The following is a 23159-nucleotide window of genomic DNA, read 5'->3' as shown; positions in this document are numbered from 1 at the left end:
TCCTGGCAGACTGTCGCCCCATGGGGGTTACAAGGGTGAGGACGAGAGAAGAAGACCGGCCGGCCGCCGTCGCCCCGGTGGCCGGACACGGGCCGGGGGCCGGGGGCGGGGACGTCCCGGCACCGCGCCGCGACGTCGTCCGCCGGCTCCGCACCCCCCGGCGTCCCCGTATCCGGTTCGAGATCCTGCTGATCGCGATCAGCTACTGGACGTACTCCATGATCCGCAACGCCGTGCCGGAGCAGAAGGCGCAGGCCCTGCGGAACGCCGAGTGGATCTGGGAGCTCGAGCGCGTCCTGGGGATCGCCGCCGAGCAGTCCCTCAACCACGCGGCGAACGGCGTCACCTGGCTCATCGTGTCGATGAACTACTACTACGCGACGCTGCACTTCGTCGTGACCATCGGTGTGCTGGTGTGGCTCTACCGCAGACACCCGGGCCGCTACTCCGCCGCCCGCACGGTGCTGTTCGCCACCACGGCCGTCGCCCTGCTCGGCTACTACCTCTACCCCCTGGCACCGCCGCGGCTGATGGAGACCGTGCGCTTCGTCGACACCGTGCAGGTCCACGACACCTGGGGCTCGATGGCCTCGGGCAACATGGCGAACGTCTCCAACCAGTACGCGGCCATGCCGTCCATGCACATCGGCTGGTCGGTGTGGTGCGGCATCATGATCGCCGTACTGGCCGCGCCGCTGTGGGTGAAGGTCCTCGGCTGGCTCTACCCGACCGTCACCCTGCTGGTCATCGTCTGCACCGCCAACCACTTCTGGCTGGACGCGGTGGGGGGCGTGCTCTGCCTGGGCATAGGCTTCGCGGTCTCCCGCGCCTGGTACGGCGCCCCGGCTCACCGCCTGCCCCGGCTGGTGCCCGCCTCCCCCTGACCGGGGCCTCCCGCACGCGGGCCGGACGGGGCGCCGGCGTACGTGCGCCGTCCCCGTCCGGCCCGCGGCCGCCGCGTCACCGCGGCTGGTCCCCCTCGCCGCCGTAGGTGCGGCGCACCTGGTCCGAGGCCTTGTCCGTCTGGGTGTCGTACCGGTTCCCGGTACGCCCGTCGACCGTCCGCTCGGCGCGCTCCACGCCCTTGTCCGCCTTGTCGGGGTGCTTCCTGGCCATGCCCTTGGCCTTCTTGGCCATGTCGCCCAGCTTGCCCATGGCGGCCTCCTAGCCGTGCTCGGGTTCTCCTTGCTCCCTACCGCCTAACCGAAACAAACCGGACAAAACATTCGGCGGTCCGCCGTTCATCACCGCCCCGTGCACCGCCCCGTGCCGCTCCCGGACCGGCTCAGTCCACGCCGTAGAACAGCCGGTCCACCACGGCCCGGGCCCGGCGCGTGGTGCGGCGGTAGTCCTCCAGCATCTCCCCCACGCGCCCCGGCCCGTACCCCAGGTAGCGGCCGACGGCGGCCAGCTCGCGCGCCTCGGAGGGAAAGGTGTCGCCGGGGCGGCCGCGCACCAGCATCGCGGCGTTGCGCACCCGGGTGGCCAGCAGCCACGCCTCGTCCAGGACCGCCGCGTCCTCGTCCTCGATCAGCCCGGCCTTCCGGGCGGCCGCCAGGGCGGGCCGGGTGCGCGTGGTGCGCAGCGCGGGCTCGGCCGCGCCGTGGCACAGCTGCATCAGCTGCACCGTCCACTCCACGTCCGACAGACCGCCCCGGCCGAGCTTGGTGTGCGTGGTGCGGTCGGCGCCGCGCGGCAGCCGCTCGGCCTCCATCCGGGCCTTGAGACGGCGGATCTCCCGTACCGCGTCCTCGGCCAGGCCGCCGGCGGGATAGCGCAGCGGGTCGATCAGCTCCGTGAAGCGGCGGCCCAGGTCCGCGTCGCCCGCCACGGGCTCGGCGCGCAGCAGCGCGTGCCGCTCCCACCCCAGCGCCCAGCGGCGGTAGTACGCCGCGTAGGAGGCCAGGGTGCGCACCAGGGGGCCGCTCCTGCCCTCCGGCCGCAGATCGGCGTCGACGACCAGCGGCGGGTCGGTGCTGGGGAGCTGGAGCAGCCGCCGCATCTCGTTGGCGACGGCGTGCGCGGCATCACCCGCCTCCCGCTCGTCCACGCCCTCACGCGGCTCGTGGACGAACAGCACGTCCGCGTCGGAGCCGTAGTTCAACTCGTGGCCGCCGAAGCGGCCCATGCCGATCACGGCGAAGCGGGTGGGCAGCGTCTCGCCCCACCGGGCGTCCACGGCGGCCCGCAGGGCACCGGCGACGGTCGCGGCGTTGAGATCGGACAGCGCCTGGCCCACCCGGTCCACGGCGGCGGCGACCTCTGCGGGCTCCCCGCCGTCCTCCGCCTTGTAGGCGCCGATGAGGTCGGCCGCCGCCGTACGGAACAGCTCACGGCGCCGCACGCCGCGGGCCGCCGCGACGGCCTGCTCGGGACCGTCGGCCCGGCCGACGGCCGCCAGCACCTCCTGGGTCAGCGCCGTCCGGCCGCGCGGCCGCAGCCCTCCCGGATCGCCCAGCAGCGCGACGGCCTCGGGGGCGCGCAGCAGCAGGTCGGGGGCGAGCCGCCCGGCGGACAGCACCCGCGCCAGGTTCTCCGCGGCGGCCCCCTCGTCCCGCAGCAGCCGCAGGTACCAGGGCGTCTGGCCGAGCGCGTCGGAGACCTTGCGGAAGCCCAGCAGTCCGGCGTCGGGGTCGGCGGAGTCGGCGAACCAGCCCAGCAGCACCGGCAGCAGGGTGCGCTGGATGGCGGCCTTGCGGCTCACCCCGGAGGTCAGCGCCTCCAGATGGCGCAGGGCGGCGGCCGGATCGGCGTAGCCCAGGGCCTCCAGCCGCTGCCGGGCGGCCGTTGCCGGCAGCCGGATCTCACCGGGCGCGAGCTGGGCGACGGCGTCCAGCAGCGGCCGGTAGAAGATCTTCTCGTGCAGCCGCCGCACCACCGCGGCGTGCCGTTTCCACAGGCGGGTCAGCTCGGCGACGGGCTCCTGCCGCAGGCCCAGGGAGCGCCCCAGCCGCCGCAGCTCGTCCTCCTCCCGCGGCATCAGATGGGTGCGGCGCAGCTTCCGCAGCTGGATACGGTGCTCCAGGGTGCGCAGGAAGCGGTACGCCTCGCCGAGGGCGGCGGCGTCCCGGCGGCCGACGTAGCCGCCCGCCGCGAGGTCGTCCAGCGCGGTCAGGGTGGTGGGGCTGCGCAGCGAGGCGTCGCTGCGCCCGTGGACGAGCTGGAGGAGCTGGACGGCGAACTCCACGTCCCGCAGCCCTCCGGGGCCGAGCTTGAGCTCCCGGTCGAGCTGCGCGGCGGGGATCCCGGCCACCACCCGGCGGCGCATCTGCTGGACGTCGGTGACGAAGTTCTCCCGCTCGGCGGCCTGCCACACCAGGGGCGCGACGGCCGCGCAGTACTCCCGGCCCAGTGCCTCGTCCCCGGCCACCGGACGGGCCTTGAGCAGCGCCTGGAACTCCCAGGTCTTGGCCCAGCGCTGGTAGTACGCCAGATGGCTGGACAGAGTGCGCACCAGCGGGCCGTTGCGCCCCTCGGGCCGCAGATTGGCGTCCACCGGCCAGATGGTGCCCTCGGCGGTGGTGTCGGAGCACAGCCGCATCATCCGGGAGGCCAGCCGGGTCGCGGCCCGCAGTCCCGCGCTCTCCGCGGCGCTGCCGTCCCCGCTCCCCGCGCCGCCGGCCGGCTCGGCGACGAAGACGACGTCCACGTCCGAGACGTAGTTCAGCTCGTGGCCGCCGCACTTGCCCATCCCGATCACTGCCAGCCGGCACAGCGCCGCGTCCTCGGGCGCCTCGCGCCCGGCGATCGCCAGTGCGGCGCGCAGGGTGGCGGTGGCCAGGTCGGCGAGCTCGGCCGCGGTCTGGTCCAGGACGGTGGTGCCGCAGATGTCGCGGGCCGCGATGGTGAGCAGGGCCCGGCGGTAGGCGACGCGCAGTTCCTCGGGGCCGGTCGCGGGCGCGAGCGCGGCCTCGAACTCCTCGATGCCCGGGTGCAGGTCGGACGCCTCGTACTCCTGGAGCGCCCGCCAGTCGTCCGGGTGCCGCGCCAGATGGTCGCCGAGCGCCTCGGAGGCGCCGAGCACCCCCAGCAGCCGGTCCCGCAGCGGTTTGGCCGCCAGCACGGTGCCCAGCAGCGCCTGCTGTCCGGCCTCGTCCGGCTGCGCCTCCACCAGCCGCACCAGGGAGAGCAGCGCCAGGTCGGGGTCGGCCGTGGCGCCCAGCGCCTCCAGCAGCACCGGATCGTCGCGCACCCGGTCGAAGACGGGGGCGTCCAGGAGCCGGCCCGCCGCCGCCGGATCGGTGAACCCCTGCCGTACGAACCGCCCGAACCGGCTGTCCCGCCGACCGCCCTGCGCCACCGCGTGCCGCCCTCCTCGCCCGTAGCCCCGATCCTCGCAGGGTACCGCCACGGCCGGCTCCCACGGCGCGCCGTTCCCGGCCTCCCTCCTGCCCGTCCGGGACATCTGCGGGGGCAGGCCCGCACATCCCGGCGGGCAGCCCGCCGGGTGCTCCTGAGCAGCCCCGGAGCACCCGGCCGGTCCGGGCCCGGCCCCCGCCCGGTGCCGGCCGCCCGGGACTGTCGGAGGCGGCCGATAGCTTCCGGAACACCGATGCCCCGACGGGCACCGGCCACATCCGAAGCGACGGAAGGAAAACCCCATGGAACCGGTCCTCGCCGACTTCTCGACCGCACCGGCCGGGCTGTCGAACGCCGTGGTCCGCCACCACCGGTGCGCGATCGCCCCCACCCACGTCGCGGTGGGCGCCGGAGGCCATCTCAAGATCGACTTCACGGTCGGCGAGGACGAGTCCCCGGCCGAGGCCGTGGTGGGTGTCACGGTCCTCGGCCCGGCCGTCCCCGTGGAGATCGACCTCAACGGCGAGACGGTGGCGGAGGAGTTCGTGCCCGTCCCGGACGGCACCCCGGCCGAGCCGCGGGAGCATCTCCTGACCCTGCCGGGCACCTCGCTGACCCCCGGCCCGAACACCCTGGGGATACGGTGCCCCGAGAAGACGGAGGGCCTGCTGCGGCTGCGCGCGGTCACCGTGGACCTCGCCGGGGACCACCGTGCGCGGCGGACCCTCACCGCCCGGACGGACCCCCGGGCCCTGCTCGTCTTCCACACCGAACGGCGCGCGGCCGGCGCCGCCGTCTGGCAGCCCGCCGCGCGACTGCTCCTGCACCTCGACCACGGCGACCGGTCGGCACCCGCACAGTTGTCCTGGCGCACCACCGACGGCGCGGAGTCCGCCGTCGCCCTCCGCACGGACATGTCCGGCTTCCACGGGCACTACCGCGCCGCCGACGGCACCACCGGCGAACTGCGCGGCACACTCGCGGACCGCGGGTCCCTGCCGGACGGGGACGAAGGAGACCAGGCGCGCCACTTCACCACCGAGGAGGAGCACAACGGCGCCTGGCACGCCGCCGGGGAGCTGCGGCTGCTCCTGGACGACGGCTCGGCCCCCGTGGAACGGCTCACCTGGACGGACTGGCACGGCGGCACCGCCTCGCTCACCCTGCGGACCGCGCCCGCCCCCGCCGCGCTGCGCGACGTCACGGGCGAGGTCACCGGCGTCGAGGCCAGTGACGAGTTCGACGCCGCGGGCGAGGTGGCGGACAACCTGCTGCGGAAGGGGTACGGCAAGTGGCTCGCCCACGAAGGCGACCCCGAGCTGGAGTTCACCCTCCGCACCCCCGTCGCCGTCGCCGCCTACGCCCTGACCACGGCCAACGACGCCCCCGACCGCGACCCGTCCGCATGGGTCCTGGAGGGCTCCTCCGACGGCCACACCTGGACGGTGCTGGACTCCCGGCGGGGCGAGCGGTTCACCGGCCGCTTCGAGACCAGGACGTTCCCCGTCGCCGGTGCCGCGCCGTACCGCCGCTACCGTCTCCGCGTCACCGAGAACTCCGGGAGTTACGAGACCCAGCTCTCCCGGGTCCAGTTCTTCGACGGCGGCGAGGCACCCGCGTACGCCCCGGACTTCATCGGCTACCGCCGCGCCGCCGGCGCGGAGCCCACCGGCTACCGCGGCACGGTCGTCGGCACACGGGAGGAAGGCGCTCCGGAGAAGCTCCTCGCCGGAGACCTCCGGGAGACCGCCCGGCGGCTCCACGACGCCGTCCACCTCATGGAACGGCTGGGCCGGTACCTGGACTGACCCGGCACCGCGCCGGCCCGGGAACGGGGGTCCGGGCCGGCCTCGCGGCTACCGCACCGGCAGCATCTTGCGCAGCTCGAAGGCGGCGACCTCGTCCGATACGTGTGCCCAGCCAGCCAGGTCTCCTGGATCACGTAGGTGTTGAGGACACCGGCCACGAGATCGTCGCGGACCAGGCGTTGCCCCTTCACGTCCGGGATGCCCGGAGCGGAGGAGTCGTTCAACTCGACCACAACACCGCCGCCGTACCGGTGATCCGCAGCAGGGCGAACCGTTCGGGCTCCTTCATGTCCCACCCCTGGGTATTCGGTCCGGCGATGCAGCGCACTCCGGATGGCACCACTGACGATGCCTGCCGCGCCCACCGTCCTGTCCGGTGGCGCCGGGCTCGGCCAGATCGCCCGCATGTCTGACAGGGACCCGCTTGTGTCGACGCTCACTGGCCTGCTCGTCGACGTCGTGTGGTGGCTGGAGAGCTGCGGGGACGGGGAAGTGGATCCCGACTCCGCGGTGAAGACGACGGAGAGCATGGGCTGGGGAGCGTCGGTGGCCGCCCGCCGCGACCGCCGCGGTTGTGCCGGTGTCACTGCTGGCCGGTCCGTTCCGGGATGGTGTGCCCGGTGCCGCGTCGGCGCAGGTAGGTGCGGAAGCCGCAGAACTGGAGGCCTTGTCCGCGATGATCCGGTCAGGCCTGCAGCGTGGTCGGCCCCTGCCTGTGCGAGGGACACGGATGCGCTCCGGAAGAGGGCGCGCGCAGATGCCGGCGTGATGTTGCCCTGGCGTCACCAGGACTGCGAGCGGGCGGCCCTTGCCGTCGCGGCGAGACGGATTCTGGTCGTCAGCAAAGTCTCGTCCTCGGCCGGCGCGGGACCGACACGCACGTGGTCCTCAGGCTTCGTCCGCCGAATGTGACGCCGGTCCGGCCAGCCCGTGCAACAGCAGATCCGTGAGGGTGTCGACGACGCGCTGGTCGTCTTCGCCGCCGGGGGGCGTGAGCACAGCGTAGTTGAGGGTGACGAGCATCGCGCCTATCGCCGCCGCGATGAACTCGGGATCGCCGGGCAGTTGGTGTCCGCGCTCGACCAGGTACTCCAGATGCTCCCGAATGGTTCCTGTCTGCTCGCGCAGGTCGCGCCAGGCCCGGCCCGCGCCGGGGTCGTCGGCCACCATCGCCTGAAACAGTGCGAGCGTGACCGGGCGGTTCTGCCGCATCACCGTCCACGCGACACCGAGGTGGTCGCGCAGCTGGTCGCGATCGGTCAGGTCGTGGTCGCGGGGGTGCTCCAGGCCGACCATGCGCTCGTCGATCGCATCCTCCATCTCGGCGAGGAGCGCCTGGAGCAGCTCGTCCTTGCCGGCGAAGTGCTCGTAGAACGAGCCGGTCGAGCGTCCGGCCGCGGCGGTGATATCGGTGATCTTCGTATTGAGGTAGCCGCGATCGTTGAACAGCCCCCGCGCCGCGTCCAGCAGCGCGGCACGAGTCTGGGCCGCCCGGACTTTTCGACTGGCGGTACTCGCCTGCGTCATGTCGTCCTCCATCGGCTGTTGACAGATGCCAGCGTATCGGAACAGACTTGAGCTGAATCAATATTCAGTGAAATCAGATTCAGGGAGGCGTCATGCGGACGATCGTGATCGGTGGCGGGATAGCCGGGCCTGCCATCGCCCTTGCACTGCAGCAGATCGGTCACGACGTGACCGTCTACGAGGCGTACGACGTTCCGCCCGAGGACGTCGGCGCCCACTTCAGCCTGGCGGTCAACGGCCTGCGCGCGCTGGAGAAGCTGGGCTGCCTACGCGACGTACAGGCGGCCGGATACCCCATCGAACGGATGCGGTTCTACACGGCGGGCGGCCACCTCCTGGGCGACGTGCCACGCCTTCGGCGCGAAGCCGACTCGATGCGCAGCATCTCGCTCCAGCGCGGACGGCTCGTGGCGATCCTGCGGCGCGCGGCGCTCGACGCGGGCGCGCGGATCGTCACCGGCGAACGCCTGGTGGGCGGGACGGAGTCGGCGGACAGCGTGGTGGCCGAATTCGCCTCCGGCCGGCGCGACACCGCGGAGTTGCTCGTGGGCGCCGACGGCGTCTGGTCAACCGTGCGCGGGCTGATCGACTCGTCCGCGCCGCGCGCAGAGTACGCGGGGCTCTACGGGGTCGCCGGAATCGCCACCATGACGGGCCTGGAGCCCGGCGTCTGGAACCTCGCCTACGCGCGCAACGGTGCCTTCGTGTACACCAGCATCGACGAGAAGACCCAGTGGTGGACGGCTCAGATCGGGGATCCGGTCAAGCCCGACCTGCGAGGTGTCGACGACGCGCAATGGCTACGGCGCGTCACCGAGCTGTTCCCGGAGGCAGTGCCGAGGGCCGTCGTCGGAGCCGCGACATCGATAGTCGCGTCCGGCTACCTGAACGTCTGCGATCCGGTCCGGACGTGGCACAGCGGGCGCATGGTCCTGGTCGGCGACGCCGCCCACCCTGTCGGCGTCGGACACGGCGCCTCGATGTGCGTCGAGGACGCTTTGGAACTCGCGGCGGCGCTGAGCAGCGCCCCGACCGTCCCAGCGGCACTCAAGGCCTACGACGCGACACGTCGCCCGCGCATTGACAAGCTGCTCAAGCACGGGCACAACGCCCGCGAGAGCAAGCGGCCCGGTGCCGTGAAGCGACAGGTCAACGCGGCGAAGATGCGCGTACTCCTCCCGTTCTTCGAACGGGCGCAGGGATACCTGTACGACTATGAGCCGCCTTCCCTGTCCGCCGTAGGCGGATCACGGTCCGCCACGCGCTAGACGGCCTGCAGGCCCGACGCCTCGCTCGTGACAGATGGACGCGGGTTGCCGACGAGGGGTGTCGGCAGGGCCGCATTCACCGGGGGCGCCGGTGCATGTCGAGCGTGCGAGTGCGGGGCCGGATTCTCACGCCCGTTCGGTGGCGGCGTGCAACGTCCGTAACGGACACGGCGCAAGACCGTACCGACTGGCCCGAACGGATGACAACCCGGTGTGGTGCCGCATCGAGGACGATGCAGCGCCACACCCATCGAGAAGGAGAAGCAGTTGCTGAAATCGCGGGTGAGGAAGAACCTGGCCATCGGGCTGGTGATCACGGCCGTCATCGCGTCGCTGTCGGTGATTGTCGCGGACGACGGCAGCAAGGTGGAGGAGCTCAGGAAGTCGCTGATAATAGGCTTCTCGGTGACGGGGGCAGTGACAGGGGGTACCTGGTTGCTGCAGCGGAGGCGTTCGGCACCGTGACCGGCGTCCGAGCACCGGCCCTGTGGTTACCGGCGCTGCAACGGCATCACCTCGTCAGTAGGCGCCGCCTCGGCGTCTGGGATTGTGTTTCAACGGCGGCTTGACGTGAACCTCGGAGAGGGTCGACGCGAAGTCGTACTTCCGCACGGCGTGACCCCGCCCCGGAGGTGTTCCCTGGCGGCGGCTTGGACCACCAGAGCCAACTGTGCCGCTGATCGTGTGCGAGCGGGGGTGGCGCGGGGCCGGAAGGCGGCGGACGGCCTGTACGGGGCATCGATCCGGCGCCGGACGGCCCGGAGACGGCCCAGGGTCTGTGAGACACCGTGGGGCCGACGGTCCGTGACCGTCGGCCCCATCCGCCGAATCAGCGGGAAAACCGCTCTGACCCGCCGCTACAACACCGGCAGCATCTTGCGCAGTTCGAAGGCCGTGACCTCGCTGCGGTACTCCTCCCACTCCTGCTTCTTGTTGCGCAGGAAGAAGTCGAAGACGTGCTCGCCGAGGGTCTCGGCGACCAGTTCGCTGCGCTCCATCAGGGAGATCGCCTCGCCCAGGTTCTGCGGGAGCGGCTCGATGCCCAGCGCGCGGCGCTCGGAGTCCGACAGCGCCCACACGTCGTCCTCGGCGCCGGCGGGCAGCTCGTACCCCTCCTCGACCCCCTTCAGCCCGGCGGCGAGCAGCACCGCGTACGCCAGGTACGGGTTGGCGCCCGAGTCCAGTGAGCGCACCTCCACCCGCGTGGAGCCGGTCTTGCCCGGCTTGTACATCGGCACGCGGATCAGCGCCGAGCGGTTGTTGTGCCCCCAGCAGATGTACGAGGGGGCCTCACCGCCCGCGCCCGCGGTGCGCTGGGCACCGCCCCAGATGCGCTTGTAGGAGTTGACCCACTGGTTGGTGACGGCGGAGACCTCGCCGGCGTGCCTGAGCAGTCCCGCGATGAAGGACCGGCCGACCTTGGAGAGCCGGTACTCGGCGCCGGACTCGTGGAAGGCGTTGCGGTCGCCCTCGAACAGCGACAGATGGGTGTGCATGCCGGAACCCGGGTATTCCGAGAACGGCTTGGGCATGAAGGTCGCCTGCACCCCCTGCTCCAGCGCCACCTGCTTCATGACCAGACGGAACGTCATGATGTTGTCGGCCGTCGACAGGGCGTCGGCGTACCGCAGGTCGATCTCCTGCTGGCCCGGGGCGCCCTCGTGGTGGGAGAACTCCACCGAGATCCCCATCGACTCCAGCATGGTGATCGCCTGGCGGCGGAAGTCCTGGCCCACGTGCTGCGGGGTGTGGTCGAAGTAGCCGGAGGAGTCGGCCGGGGTGGGCCGGGTGCCGTCCACCGGACGGTTCTTGAGCAGGAAGAACTCGATCTCGGGGTGGGTGTAGAAGGTGAACCCCAGATCGGAGGTCTTGTTCAGGGCGCGCTTGAGGACGTAGCGCGGATCGGCGTACGAGGGGGAGCCGTCGGGCATCAGGATGTCGCAGAACATCCGCGCGGTGCCCGGGGCCTCGGCCCGCCAGGGCAGGATCTGGAACGTGCTGGGGTCGGGTTTGGCGATCATGTCGGACTCGTAGACCCGGGCGAAGCCCTCGATCGCGGACCCGTCGAAGCCCATGCCCTCGTCGAAGGCCTGCTCCAGTTCGGCGGGGGCGACGGCCACGGACTTCAGAAAGCCCAGCACGTCGGTGAACCACAGCCGGACGAACCGGATGTCGCGCTCCTCGAGCGTCCTGAGCACGAATTCCTGCTGCTTGTCCATGGTCACCCAATCCTTGGCTGGTCAGACGGCCCTTCCCCGCACCGCTCGGGGGACAAGGGTGGCTGGCGCACCAGTATCGCGGTGAGGGGTTACCGCCACATTACGCCGCCCCGGTCCGCCGCCGCCCCACCGGCACCGGTCTGTGTGGAGCGCCCCAGATAGGTGACCGGGCCCGCGTCGGACACCGGGATCTCGTAGAAGCCGAGGCGGTCGTAGAACCGGCGGGCCCCGGTGTTCGCCGTCAGCATCCCCAGGTGGACGCGCGGCACCCCCGCCTCGCGCAGCGCGGCGAGCAGCCTGTACATCAGCGCCCTGCCGTGCCCGGCCCCCTGGTACTCGGGGAGGATGTCGATGTGGAGGTGCGCCGGATGGCCGGTGAGCTCCGGCAGCACCATACGCTCCGGGGTGTGGAGCAGTTCGGTCATGTACTCGTCCGGGGTGCCGGGCCGCTCCGCCCGGGGGTACCGGTCGGCGACCAGCGGCAGCCACTCACGGCGGAACGCCTCGGCGAAGGCGGCGGTGTCGGCGGCGCCGATCACATACCCCACCGCCCGCTCGCCGTCGTCCAGAACGAAGGCCAGCCCCGGCTCCAGGTGCAGATACGGCCCGGCGAAGATGTCCGGCATCAGGTCGTCGTCCCGGTAGAGGCCTCGCGCGTCACCCCCCGCGTCCGCGAGGCGCACGCACACGTCGTACACCGCTGCCCGGTCGGCGGGCCGGTAGGGCCGGATGTACGGCTTTTCCTTGCGACTCATGGGCATCCTCGGACTGTCCACCGTTATGAGAGCGCTCTCAGTCTGACGGCCGGACCTCCGCGGAACAATCCTTTTCCAGGACCGGATCACCCCAGCCCGAGAACCCGGTCGACCTCCAGCGTCACCGCACCCCCGACCGACTCCGGCAGCGTGAACGACTCCCCCGGCGGATGCACCGCGTGCACCCGGTACTCCCCGTACTCGGGCTCGGTCAGCACATGGACCCGCCGGTTGCGGCGGTCGGCGATGACGTAGACCGGGATCCCGGCGATGGCATAGGCGAGGACCTTCTTCTTCAGGTCGTTGCCGTAGTTGGCGGAGGTGACCTCCAGGACCAGCCGGAAGACCGCCGGGTCGTAGCAGTTGTACTGGACGAGCCGCTCCGCGAAGTCGGCGTCCACCACGGCAAGGTCGGGGACCGCGTAGTCGAAGGGCCCGTCGGGCAGCCAGACGCCCATGGCCTGGACCACTTTGGTCTCTTCTCCGTGCAACCCCGCGAGGGCAAGGGTCAGGTCGGTCAGCGACACTCCATGGTGCCCGTCGGCGGGTGGCGTCACGGTGATCTCTCCCCCGATGATCTCGACGCGGTAGCCGGGCAGCTTCCGGGAGAGCTTCTCGGCTTCCTCCAGCAGGTTCGGCGCGTCGTCGCAGGGATGCTCGACTGCTGCGGCGGACATGGCGTTCCTCCTGACGGCCGGTTGTCGAGAGCATCATCGTAGAGCGGCACCACCCGTCCCACCCCGGACCGGGGAGGTTCACCCGAACGAATGCACCGAGCGGCACACACTTCCCCGCACCTGCCCGGGGAGCCCGGCAGACACCCCGCCTCCCCCGGAGCCCTTATTGCGTCAATACGACGATTAGGCCGACCGCGTGCCTAGACTGGCCGCGTGCCTCAGCTACGACTCGCCCTGAACCAGATCGACTCCACCGTCGGCGACCTCGCCGGGAACGCCGACGCGGTCGTCCGCTGGACGCGGCGCTCGGCCGAACGGGGAGCACATCTCGCGGCCTTCCCCGAGATGGTGCTGACCGGCTACCCCGTCGAGGACCTGGCCCTGCGCCCGTCCTTCGTCCAGGCCAGCCGCGCCGCCCTGACCGCCCTCGCCGCCCGGCTGGCCGACGAGGGCCTCGGGGAGCTCCCGGTCGTCGTCGGCTACCTCGACCGGGCCGAGAAGGCCCAGCCCCGTTACGGCCAGCCCGCGGGCGCCCCGCAGAACGCCGCGGCCGTCCTCCACCGGGGCGAGGTCGCCCTCACCTACGCCAAGCACCACCTCCCCAACTACGGGGTCTTCGACGAGTTCCGCTACTTCGTCCCCGGCGAGACCCTGCCCGTCATCCGGGTCCGCGGCGTCGACGTGGCCCTGGCGATCTGCGAGGACCTGTGGCAGGACGGCGGCCGGGTACCCGCCGCCCGCACCGCCGGGGCCGGGCTGCTGCTGTCCGTCAACGCCTCCCCCTACGAGCGCGACAAGGACGACACCCGCCTCGACCTGGTACGCCGCCGCGCCCGCGAGGCGGGCTGCACCACCGCCTACCTGGCGATGAGCGGCGCCCAGGACGACCTGGTCTTCGACGGCGACTCGATCGTCGTGGACGCCGTCGGCGAAGTCCTGGCCAGGGCACCGCAGTTCGAGGAGTGCTGCCTCGTCCTCGACCTCGACCTGCCCGCCGCCGCCGAGGCCCCGTCCGGCACCGTCGCCGACGGGCTGCGCATCGACCACCGGACCCTCTCCCCCGACCCCCTGCCCGCCTACGAGCCCGAGTACCCCGGCACCGAGGCCCCGCGCATGGACGACGACGAGGAGGTCTACACCGCCCTCGTCACGGGTCTGCGCGCCTACACCCGCAAGAACGGCTTCCGCTCGGTCCTCATCGGCCTCTCCGGCGGCATCGACTCCGCCCTCGTCGCCGCCATCGCCTGCGACGCGCTGGGTCCCGAGAACGTCCACGGCATCTCCATGCCGTCCCGCTACTCCTCGGAGCACTCCAGGGACGACGCGGCCGAGCTGGCCCGGCGCACCGGCCTGAACTACCGCACGGTGCCGATCGGCCCGATGTTCGACGCGTACATGGACTCCCTCCACCTCACCGGCCTCGCCGAGGAGAACCTCCAGGCCCGGCTGCGCGGCACACTGCTGATGGGGCTGTCCAACCAGGAGGGCCACATCGTGCTCGCCCCGGGCAACAAGTCCGAGCTGGCGTGCGGTTACTCGACCCTCTACGGCGACTCGGTCGGCGCCTACGGTCCGATCAAGGACGTCTACAAGACGACCGTCTTCCGCCTCGCCCGGTGGCGCAACAGGGCCGCCGCCGAACGCGGTGAGACCCCGCCGATCCCGGAGAACTCCATCAGCAAGCCGCCCAGCGCCGAACTGCGCCCGGGCCAGGTGGACGCCGACTCCCTCCCCGACTACGACGTCCTGGACCCGATCCTGGAGCTGTACGTGGACCGGGACCGGGGATGCGAGGAGATCATCGCCGAGGGCTTCGACCCGGAGACCGTCACCCGCGTCCTGCGCATGACGGACACCGCCGAGTACAAGCGGCGGCAGTATCCGCCGGGTACGAAGATCTCCGCCAAGGGCTTCGGCAAGGACCGCCGCCTGCCGATCACCAACCGCTGGCGCGAATCCGGGTAGCGCCGGCGGACCGGCGACGGGCACGGGGGTGCGGGTTCCGTGGGTGCGGGTGCGGGTGCGGGTGCGGGTTGGGTGGGTGCGGGGGTCGGGGCCGGTCCGGGGCGACCATTCCGGACGGCATTATTTACGGCCGTGATCGTGTCACGTTCTGTCACCCAATCATTGGCCGCAAATAACGCTTGAGTGTCCGGAACGGCCGCCCCTCCCCGTCCCCTCCCCGCCGTCGCCGAGTGCACCAGCGCCGCGCCTGCGCTCCAGACCAGGCCCACTCCCGGGGATGCTCCTCCGACCACACCCCCCCCCACAGCCCCGGGCCGATCCCGTCTCCGGGAGGGGCAGCCCCGGGCCGAGCCCGTCCCTGGGATGTCTTCCTCCGCCTGCCGCGCACCCCGGACCGAACCCACTCCCGACAGGGCCCCCGGAGCCGATACGGACCGGCTCCGGCTCCGGACGTGCTCGCAGGCCATCCCGGTTCCGCCGGGGGGTGCTGCTGCACACCGGGGGCGGGCAGCGCCCCGGCCACCCTCACGGCCCCGCCGAACAACCGGCACCCCACGACAGCGGCACGCGCCTTGATCACCCTCACGGGAACGACCAGGCGGCCCACCTCGCGGCAGCGGCAGGTCCTGGCCGCCCTCACGCGCGGGGGCGAGTGGCCGGCAGTGCGGCCGCGGGGCGGGGTGTCACCCGACGTGTGTGAGCCGGTGGGGGTGGAGGACCGCAGGCACGGTGATGGCGCACCCGGCGACGGCGGGGAGGGGACGGGGAGGGGCGGCCGTTCCGGACACTCAAGTACGATTTGCGGCCAATGAGCGGGCAAGGAAACGTGGGACGGCAACGGCCGTAAATCGTACCGTCCGGAATGGCCGCCCCGGACCGGCCCCGACCCCAGCACCCAACAGACCCCGCACCCCGCGAACCCCGGGCCCAGGGCACGGACACGGGACACAGGACACGGGGCCCGGGATCAGCGGACCCCGGCACCGTCCGCGGCGCCGGCCCGCACACCGGCACCGGCCTCGCCGCCGCGGGCGACCACCCGCGACCGCCGCACCGAAGCCGAGCCCCGCACCGACGCCCCTCGTCCGTCCAGCACCCCCGCCAGCACGGCGACCGCCAGTCCGACGACCGCCAGCGCCGCGCCCACCAGGGTCGGCGAGGTCCAGCCCCAGCCCGCCGCGATGGCGGTACCACCGGCCCAGGCACCACCGGCGTTGGCCAGGTTGAAGGCGGAGTGGTTGGAGGCCGCGGCGAGCGTGGGCGCGTGCCGCGCCTTCTCCATCACCAGCATCTGCAGCGGCGTGGTGGTCATGAACCCCACCGCGCCGATCACCACCACGGTCACCAGTGCCGCCCACGGCACGTGCACCGTGAACCGGAAGGCCACCAGCACCAGGGCCAGCGCTCCCAGCGCCCCGTACAGCGTGGGCCGCAGCGCCCGGTCGGTCAGCGGACCAGCCGCCAGCGCACCCAGCGTCATGCCGACGCCGAACAGCGCCAGCACCACCGTCACCGACGAATCGGCAAGTCCCGTGACCTCGGTGACCATCGACGCCAGGTAGCTGTAGAGGGCGAAGACGCCCGCGAATCCGAACACGGCGGTCAGCAGTCCGAGCAGCACCTGACGGTCGCCCAGTGCCCGCAGCTCCCGCCGCAGTTCACCACCGGCACCGGCACCGCCGTCCCGCCGCTCCAGCGGCAGGTACGGCACCAGTACCGCCAGCGCCCCCATCGCCACCAGCCCGATCACCGTGACGACCAGGAACGTGGCACGCCAGCCCAGCTGCTGCCCCAGCGCCGTACCGAGCGGGACACCGACGATGTTGGCGACGGTCAGCCCCAGGAACATCGTGGCCACCGCCCGCGCCGCCCGCCCCTCCCGGGCCAGCCGGGCGGCCACCACCGCGCCGACGCCGAAGAACGCGCCGTGCGGCAGCCCGGCCAGCACCCTTCCGGCCAGCAGGGTGCCGTATCCGGGGGCGAGGGCGGTGGCGAGGTTGCCGATGGTGAACAGGCCCATCAGCGCGATCAGCATCCGCCTGCGCGGGACGCGGACGCCGACGGCGGCCAGGAGCGGGGCGCCGATGACGACACCGATGGCGTAGGCGGAGACGAGGTGGCCGGCGGTGGGTACGGAGACACCCAGGTCGTCCGCGACATTGGGCAGCAAGCCCATCATGACGAACTCGGTGGTGCCGATCCCGAAGGCCGCGACCGAGAGGGCCAGCAGGGCCAGGGGCATGGGAGGGGCCTTTCGACGCGAGGGTGGGCGCGGGAAGCTGAGACCGCTGAGAACGGAACCAGGTGTGCTCCGAACACGAACAAGCCTGTCAGGCTTTTTGTTCCGCTGCAAAACAAAAAGGTGACAGGCGTGCTACGGGCAGCGGACGCCCGTTAACCCGGGCGTCCGCGGACGTCCTCCCCGACCCGGCCGGCTCCGGCCCGGCCGGCCCTACCGCTCCGCTTCCCAGCGCACCGACGCCGCCAGCGGCAGATGGTCGCTGGTGGTCGGCGGCAGGGTCCACGAGGACACCGGCTCCACCCCCCGCACCATGATCTGGTCGATCCTGGCCAGCGGGAACGAGGCGGGCCAGCTGAACCCGAAGCCGTTGCCCGCCGCGCCCTGTGTGGAGCGCAGCTGGGAGGTGACGGACGCCAGCGCCCGGTCGTTCATCGTCCCGTTGAGGTCGCCGAGCAGCATCACCCGCTCGATCCGCTCCCCCGCGATGGCCTCGCCCAGCAGATCGGCGGCCACGTCGCGCTGACGGGCGGTGAACCCGGCCTCGAACTTCACCCGCACCGACGGCAGATGCGCCCCGTAGAAGGCGACGGCACCCTGCGGCGTGGTCACGGTCGCGCGCATCGCCCTGGTCCAGCCGACCCCGATGTTCACCGGCCGGGCCTCGCCGATCGGGTACCTGCTCCACAGCCCGACCGTGCCCTGCACGGTGTGGTGGGGGTACACCTCCCCCAGCACCGTCTCGTACCGCACCAGCATCCGCTTCGGCAGCTCCTGCAGCGCCACCACGTCGGCGCCGCTCTCCGCGAGCAGCCGGGCCGTGCCCGCCGGGTCGGGGTTCTGGGCGTTGACGTTGTGGGTGACGACCGTCAGGTCGCCGCCCGTGCCCCGACGGTCGACCAGCAGGTCGCCGAACATGCCCACCCAGACCAGCACGGGCACCAGCAGCGCGACGAGCGCGGTGGCCGAGCGGCGCAGCAGGGCCAGGAGGAGGAGCACCGGGAAGACCAGCCCCACCCACGGCAGGAACGTCTCCAGCAGGCTGCCCAGATTGCCGATCCGGTTGGGCACCCGGGAGTGCAGGAGCATCAGCGCCGCGGCCAGCACCGCGATCAGGGCCAGTACCCAGCCGCGCCGCCACCTGCCCTCGCCGCCCAGCCGGGCGGCCCCGCGCAGGACCCGGCGTGCGGTGGCGGCCGGGCCGGCACCGGACTCCCGGCCCGCTCCGTCCTGCTCCGTCCGGGACTCCGCCTCCGTCGTCGTGTGCGCCCGTGCCATTCGCCGTCCCTCACTTGCCGCTTGCCACTTGCCGTTGCCGCGGGCCGCCCCCCGGTCCGGAACGGGGGCGGCCGGCCCTGTCCGCGCCGCGCGCATGCCCGGCCCGCTCCGGAGGAGGGCCCCGGCGCCCCGCACGCGGACACGTCCCCAGGACGACCGCGCCCAGGTGAAGGGTTCCTGATCCTCCGGCAGCGTCCCGCCACTGTAACGAAACGCGCACATTCCGGCAGTGCGGACAACCGCGGGGCAGGCACCGGCGCACCGTCGGCATACGGCGGTCCCGCCTCACCCCCGCGGCCGGGCGCCCTCCAGGATCCCGTCCACGATCCGCTCCGCCAGCCCTTCGGGCAGATCGTCCTTCCCGCCGCGCTTCCCGACCGGCCCCGCACGCAGCATCGCCCGGGCCAGCATCGGCCCGAGGAAGAGGTCACCGAGCAGCTCCACGTCCAGGTCGGAGCGGATCTCACCGCACTCCATGCCGCGCCGCAGCACCGCGTACAGTTGCTCGTGCCGGGCACGGACCACGGTGTCGTGATACACCTGCCACAGCCGCGGGTGGCTGTGGAAGTGGCCCATCACGGTGCGCAGCAGCGCGGAGCCCCGTCTGGCCAGGCCCCGCCGCCGCAGCCATTCCAGGATCTCCACCAGGTCGTCCCGGACGGACTTCCCCGACAGCTCGGTCACGGGTTCGTCCAGGGCGCGCATGACCTCGAGCAGCAGGGCGTCCTTGCCGGGCCAGCGACGGTAGACGGTGGCCTTGCCGACGCCCGCCTCGCGGGCGATGCCCTCCATGGAGAGCGCGTCGACGCCGGTGCCCCGCTCCAGCAGGCGCAGTACGGCGTCGACGATCGCCCGGTCGACGGCGGCGCTGCGCGGCCGGCCGCGCCCCGCGTCGGCGGCGGCACCGGCACCGGCACTGACACCGGCTTCCGTCCCGGTCACCGTTCCGCCTCCCCCGCCCCCGGCTCCCGGTCGCCGTCCTTCCCGCCACCCGCGCCCGCACCACCGGTACGCGCGCCCACCACACCGGCACCGCCGTCGCCCGGCGCCTCCGCGCCGGCCGCGCCGGTCCCGGCCCGCTCCTCCGGTCGCCTGCCGGGGAGGAAGAACACGGCGACGACCGCGCCGAGCAGGACGACGGCGGCCCCGGTGACGGCCGTGACGTGCATGGCGTGGACGAACGCCTCGTCCGCCCGCCCGGCCAGGGCCCGCCCCGCCGGGCCCAGTCCGTCCGCCAGTGCCAGGGTGCTCTCGATGGACTCGCCCGCCGCGTGGCGCGCGTCCCGCGACAGGCCCGGCACGGCGGCCAGCTCGCCGTCGATCCGCCCGCGGTAGGAGGCGGAGAGCAGCGAGCCGAGCACCGCGACGCCCAGCGCGCCGCCGACCTGCCGGAAGATGTTGTTGACGGCCGAGCCGGAGCCCGCCTTCTCCCGCGGCAGCGCCTGCATGACCGTGACGGTGACCGGCGGCGCGATGTGCGCCATCCCCGCGCCCTGGAAGAAGAAGACCAGTTCCAGTACCCAGATCGGGGTGTCCCCGTCCAGCAGCAGGAACGCGGTCATGGTGGCGGCGATCGTCAGCAGGCCGCCCGCACAGGTCGCGCGGGCGCCGAAGCGGTCCACGACCAGCCGGGCCCGGGGCGCGAAGAACAGCTGGGCGGCGGCGAGCGGGATCAGCAGCAGTCCGGTCTGGAGCGGGGTGAAGCCGCGCACGCTCTGGAGGTAGAAGACCATGAAGAACGTGACGCCCATCAGCGCGAAGAAGACCAGCGCGAGGGCGGTGACGGCGGCCGAGAAGGCGGGGTTGCGGAACCACCGGACGTCCAGGGCCGGGTGTTCGCTGCGCTTCTCGTGGAGTACGAAGCCGGCCAGGACGGCCAGGCCGGCGCCCACCGTCAGCAGCACCTCGGGATCGGTGAAGTCGGCGAGCCGGCCGCCCGTGATGATGCCGTAGACCAGCAGCACCAGGCCGACGACCGAGAGCAGCACGCCCAGGGGATCCATCCGGCCGGGGGCGGGGTCCCTCGACTCGGGCACCAGCAGCGCCATGGCGGCCAGCGCGAGCAGCACGATGGGCACGTTGATCATGAACACCGAGCCCCACCAGAAGTGCTCCAGGAGCAGCCCGCCGGTGATGGGCCCGATGGCGATGGCCAGCCCGACGCCCGCGGCCCAGACGCCTATGGCCTTGGGCTGTTCGTCGCGGTCGAAGACGTTCATCAGGATGGCCAGGGTGGCGGGCATCACGAAGGCCGCGCCGAAGCCCATCAGGGCGCGGAAGGCGATCAGCTCGCCGGGCGAGTCGGCCATTCCCGCGAGCGCCGAGGCGGCGCCGAACACGGCCAGGCCGAACATCATCACCTTCTTGCGCCCCCACCGGTCGCCCAGCAGGCCGGAGGTGAACAGCAGCCCGGCGAAGACCAGCGTGTAGGAGTTGATCGCCCACTCCAGCTGGCTGTGGGTGGCGCCGAGGCCGACGGGGTCGGGGGTCGCGATGGTCTTCATCGCGACGTTGAGGATCGAGTTGTCCAGCACCACGATCAGCAGGCTGAGCATCAGCACGGCCAGGATCGCCCAGCGGCGGCGGTGGACGGCTTCGGGTACCGGGGGCCGCGCGGTCGCGGGCCTGGCTGTGGTCATGCGGGCAGTGTAGCCGAATTACGATACGAGACCGTCTCGTATCGTAAAGAAGTCCGGCCCGGGCCCGCCGCGGCACATGGCTGTGAGACGAAACGATTCCCCGTCCTCCCCTTTCCCGGCGTGTTCACCGGGTGCACCATGGAGACGGATCCGGGGACGCCGCGAGGGCGCCTCGAGACGACATCACAGGAGCCAGTGCAATGACGCATGTCCAGCAGGCCTCCGACAGCAGCAATCCCAGGGCGCTGTACGGCGGAACACAGCAGCGGCGCATCACCGTGCGGGATCTGGCCGCCGCCAAGGAGCGCGGCGAGAAGTGGCCCATGCTCACCGCGTACGACGCGATGACCGCGTCCGTCTTCGACGAGGCGGGCATACCCGTCCTCCTCGTCGGGGACTCGGCGGGCAACTGCCACCTCGGCTACGAGACCACCGTGCCCGTCACCATGGACGAGATGGCCGTGCTCTCCGCCGCCGTCGTCCGCGGCACCCGGCGGGCACTGGTCGTCGCCGACCTGCCCTTCGGGGCGTACCAGGAGGGCCCGGCACAGGCCCTGCGCAACGCCACCCGGCTGGTGAAGGAGGCCGGGGTGGGCGCGGTGAAGCTGGAGGGCGGCGAGCGCTCGCTGCCCCAGACCGAACTGCTCGTCCAGGCGGGCGTCCCGGTGATGGCCCACCTCGGCCTGACCCCGCAGTCGGTCAACGCGCTGGGCGGCTACTACGTCCAGGGCCGCGGCGACGAGGCGGCCCACCGGCTGCTGCACGACGCCAAGGCCGCCCAGGACGCGGGTGCCTTCGCGGTCGTCCTGGAGATGGTCCCGGCCGAACTGGCCGCCGAGGTCACCCGCTCCCTGCACATCCCGACCGTCGGGATCGGCGCCGGTGCCGAGTGCGACGCGCAGGTCCTGGTCTGGACGGACATGGCGGGCCTCACCTCCGGCCGGCTGCCGCGCTTCGTCAAGCGGTACGCCGAACTGCGCGAGGCGCTGGGCGGCGCGGCGAAGGAGTTCGCGCAGGACGTGGTCGGCGGCGCCTTCCCGGCCGAGGAGCACTCCTTCCACTGATCCGCCACCCGGCCGGTCCACCGGCGGCCCGCCGACGGCTCCCCGCCCGTCGGCGGGCCGCCGTCCGGCCCTGGCCGCCTCCCTCGTCGGCCGCCCGCGGGTGCTGCTCACCACCCAGCACATGGAAGAGGCCGAGCGGCTCGCCGACGAGCCGGCCGTCGTCGCCCGGGGCAGGGTGGTCGCCGGCGGCGGGGTGACCGAGCTGAAGGCCCGGGTCGGCGGCCACACCCTGCGGACCGGCGGGTTCCGGCACGTCCCCCACATCCGTTCCGCCGGCACGGCGGCGCCGTCCCCGCGCGGTACCCGTACGGTCCCCGGCAGCTCGTATCGACAGCGCACCGGGCCGTTGTCTCCCTCCCCCGTCGGCCGTGTCCCGGCCGTCCGGTACGGTCAGGGCCCATGAGCGCGACGCACACCCACAGCGGCAGACGGATCAGCCCCATATTCCTGGGACTTCTCGCTGTGGCGGGGGTGTCGGCCTGGGGAGTGTGGGCGGACTTCGCCGCCCATCCCGGTTTCGCGGTGTTCCTCTTCGTCACCTCCGCCTGGATCGTCTCGCTGTGTCTGCACGAGTACGCGCACGCGCGTACCGCGCTGCACGGCGGCGACATCTCCATCGGGGCCAAGGGCTACCTCACGCTCAACCCGTTCAAGTACACCCACGCCCTGCTGAGCATCGTGCTGCCCGTGCTGTTCGTGATCCTGGGCGGGATCGGCCTGCCCGGCGGCGCGGTGTTCATCGAGCGTCACCGCATCCGGGGCCGGGTCAAGCACAGCCTGATCTCCGCCGCGGGCCCCCTGACGAACGCGGTCCTGGCCCTGGTGCTCACCGCGCCCTTCTGGCTGGGCCTGCTCGACGGCGCGCCGGTGGCGTTCCGCTGCGCGCTGGCGTTCCTGGCGATGCTCCAGGTCACGGCCGCGATCCTGAACTTCCTGCCGGTGCCCGGCCTGGACGGCTACGGCGTCCTGGAACCGTGGCTGTCACACAAGGTCCGCCGCCAGGTGGAGCCGTTCGCGCCCGTCGGCCTGATCGCGGTCTTCGCCTGCCTGTGGATCCCGGAGGTCAACGCCGTGTTCTGGGACGGCATCGACTCGGTCATGTCGGCACTGGGCGTCTCCGAGTCGGAGACCCGCCTCGGCCTGGAGTACTTCCGCTTCTGGGAGGGCGAGCCCGAGTTCGTCGTCATTCCCGGCTGAGGCCGTCGTTCGCCCTGGCCGCGGCCTGCTCCAGCCTGGCGCGCCGCACGTAGTACCAGGCCATGTTGGACGCCAGTCCGGCCATCAGGATCCAGAGGACCCCCACCGGCCAGCTGCCCTTGGCGAAGGACACCACCGCGGCGACGAGGGCGAGGCCGCAGACGACCAGGGCGAACAGGGACAGCCGGGGCTTGGGGGCCATGGGGCGGGCTCCAGACGGTACG

19 protein-coding genes are annotated in these 23159 nt (G+C 72.5%); 8 read left to right on the top strand and 11 right to left on the bottom strand.

The features are described from left to right. Positions 1 to 20 precede the first annotated feature (20 nt). Positions 21 to 884, top strand: a complete 864-nt coding sequence (locus CUT44_RS30425; RefSeq protein ID WP_100205138.1) for a phosphatase PAP2 family protein — start codon at positions 21 to 23, stop codon at positions 882 to 884. 76 nt (positions 885 to 960) lie between these two features. On the opposite strand, the gene CUT44_RS30420 is transcribed toward CUT44_RS30425, so the two are convergent. Together CUT44_RS30420 and CUT44_RS30415 are read right to left on the bottom strand one after the other, a co-directional pair. After that, the gene (locus CUT44_RS30420) at positions 961 to 1155 is read right to left on the bottom strand and encodes an antitoxin (protein WP_100205137.1); all 195 of its coding nucleotides are present in this window, start codon (positions 1153 to 1155) and stop codon (positions 961 to 963) included. Between the two features lie 130 nt (positions 1156 to 1285). Beyond that, on the bottom strand, positions 1286 to 4300 hold the full coding sequence (locus CUT44_RS30415; protein WP_100205136.1) for a bifunctional [glutamine synthetase] adenylyltransferase/[glutamine synthetase]-adenylyl-L-tyrosine phosphorylase: 3015 nt from the start codon (positions 4298 to 4300) through the stop codon (positions 1286 to 1288). Between the two features lie 301 nt (positions 4301 to 4601). On the opposite strand from CUT44_RS30415, the gene CUT44_RS30410 reads away from it, so the two are divergent. Then, positions 4602 to 6107, top strand: coding sequence for an alpha-1,2-mannosidase (locus CUT44_RS30410; RefSeq protein WP_100205135.1), 1506 nt, complete (start codon positions 4602 to 4604; stop codon positions 6105 to 6107). A gap of 888 nt (positions 6108 to 6995) precedes the next feature. On the opposite strand, the gene CUT44_RS30405 is transcribed toward CUT44_RS30410, so the two are convergent. After that, positions 6996 to 7646, bottom strand: coding sequence for a TetR/AcrR family transcriptional regulator (locus CUT44_RS30405; RefSeq protein ID WP_100205134.1), 651 nt, complete (start codon positions 7644 to 7646; stop codon positions 6996 to 6998). An 80-nt stretch (positions 7647 to 7726) separates the two neighbouring features. Here CUT44_RS30405 and CUT44_RS30400 point away from each other — a divergent pair, with 80 nt between their 5' ends. Further along, positions 7727 to 8902 (top strand): FAD-dependent oxidoreductase, encoded by a 1176-nt coding sequence (locus CUT44_RS30400; RefSeq protein ID WP_100205133.1) that lies wholly within the window; start codon positions 7727 to 7729, stop codon positions 8900 to 8902. Positions 8903 to 9169: 267 nt separating this feature from the next. After that, positions 9170 to 9367, top strand: a complete 198-nt coding sequence (locus CUT44_RS30395) for a hypothetical protein (protein WP_199185890.1) — start codon at positions 9170 to 9172, stop codon at positions 9365 to 9367. Between the two features lie 392 nt (positions 9368 to 9759). Here the strand turns inward: CUT44_RS30395 and glnA are convergent, their stop codons facing one another. The 3 genes from glnA to CUT44_RS30380 form a co-directional block, all read right to left on the bottom strand. Next, entirely contained in the window at positions 9760 to 11121 is a 1362-nt protein-coding gene (gene glnA, locus CUT44_RS30390; protein WP_100205132.1) for a type I glutamate--ammonia ligase, read from the bottom strand. Between the two features lie 89 nt (positions 11122 to 11210). After that, complete coding sequence (locus CUT44_RS30385; protein ID WP_100205131.1) at positions 11211 to 11876, bottom strand: GNAT family N-acetyltransferase; 666 nt, start codon at positions 11874 to 11876, stop codon at positions 11211 to 11213. Positions 11877 to 11962: 86 nt separating this feature from the next. Continuing rightward, positions 11963 to 12553, bottom strand: a complete 591-nt coding sequence (locus CUT44_RS30380; protein ID WP_100205130.1) for a Uma2 family endonuclease — start codon at positions 12551 to 12553, stop codon at positions 11963 to 11965. A 213-nt stretch (positions 12554 to 12766) separates the two neighbouring features. Between CUT44_RS30380 and CUT44_RS30375 the strand changes: the two genes are divergently transcribed. Further along, positions 12767 to 14518 carry an NAD+ synthase gene (locus CUT44_RS30375; protein WP_100205129.1) on the top strand — a complete coding sequence of 584 codons (1752 nt, stop codon included), beginning with the start codon at positions 12767 to 12769 and terminating at the stop codon, positions 14516 to 14518. Positions 14519 to 15485: 967 nt separating this feature from the next. On the opposite strand, the gene CUT44_RS30370 is transcribed toward CUT44_RS30375, so the two are convergent. The 4 genes from CUT44_RS30370 to CUT44_RS30355 all read right to left on the bottom strand — a co-directional run bounded on the left by CUT44_RS30370 (position 15486) and on the right by CUT44_RS30355 (position 20674). Beyond that, positions 15486 to 16760, bottom strand: a complete 1275-nt coding sequence (locus CUT44_RS30370) for an MFS transporter (protein WP_100205128.1) — start codon at positions 16758 to 16760, stop codon at positions 15486 to 15488. Between the two features lie 210 nt (positions 16761 to 16970). Then, on the bottom strand, positions 16971 to 18035 hold the full coding sequence (locus CUT44_RS30365; RefSeq protein ID WP_100205127.1) for an endonuclease/exonuclease/phosphatase family protein: 1065 nt from the start codon (positions 18033 to 18035) through the stop codon (positions 16971 to 16973). A 285-nt stretch (positions 18036 to 18320) separates the two neighbouring features. After that, positions 18321 to 18977 carry a TetR/AcrR family transcriptional regulator gene (locus CUT44_RS30360; RefSeq protein WP_100205126.1) on the bottom strand — a complete coding sequence of 219 codons (657 nt, stop codon included), beginning with the start codon at positions 18975 to 18977 and terminating at the stop codon, positions 18321 to 18323. Continuing rightward, entirely contained in the window at positions 18974 to 20674 is a 1701-nt protein-coding gene (locus tag CUT44_RS30355; RefSeq protein WP_100205125.1) for an MFS transporter, read from the bottom strand. The genes CUT44_RS30360 and CUT44_RS30355 overlap by 4 nt, the downstream gene beginning before the upstream one ends. A 200-nt stretch (positions 20675 to 20874) precedes the next feature. Here CUT44_RS30355 and panB point away from each other — a divergent pair, with 200 nt between their 5' ends. The 3 genes from panB (at position 20875) to CUT44_RS30340 (ending at position 22935) form a co-directional block, all read left to right on the top strand. Beyond that, on the top strand, positions 20875 to 21738 hold the full coding sequence (panB, locus tag CUT44_RS30350; protein ID WP_100205124.1) for a 3-methyl-2-oxobutanoate hydroxymethyltransferase: 864 nt from the start codon (positions 20875 to 20877) through the stop codon (positions 21736 to 21738). A gap of 121 nt (positions 21739 to 21859) precedes the next feature. Beyond that, entirely contained in the window at positions 21860 to 22141 is a 282-nt protein-coding gene (locus CUT44_RS34990) for a hypothetical protein (protein ID WP_408646814.1), read from the top strand. Continuing rightward, entirely contained in the window at positions 22138 to 22935 is a 798-nt protein-coding gene (locus CUT44_RS30340; protein ID WP_100205123.1) for a site-2 protease family protein, read from the top strand. Before CUT44_RS34990 ends, CUT44_RS30340 begins: the two co-directional genes overlap by 4 nt. On the opposite strand, the gene CUT44_RS30335 is transcribed toward CUT44_RS30340, so the two are convergent. Continuing rightward, entirely contained in the window at positions 22922 to 23137 is a 216-nt protein-coding gene (locus CUT44_RS30335; RefSeq protein WP_100205122.1) for a hypothetical protein, read from the bottom strand. The two genes, CUT44_RS30340 and CUT44_RS30335, sit on opposite strands and share 14 nt — an antisense overlap. Positions 23138 to 23159 lie beyond the last annotated feature (22 nt).

The sequence above is a fragment of the Streptomyces carminius genome (genome assembly GCF_002794255.1).
In the GTDB taxonomy this organism is placed as follows: Bacteria; Actinomycetota; Actinomycetes; order Streptomycetales; family Streptomycetaceae; genus Streptomyces; species Streptomyces carminius.
Note: the sequence above shows the minus strand (reverse complement) of the source record. Positions and strands in the feature narration are given on the sequence as shown.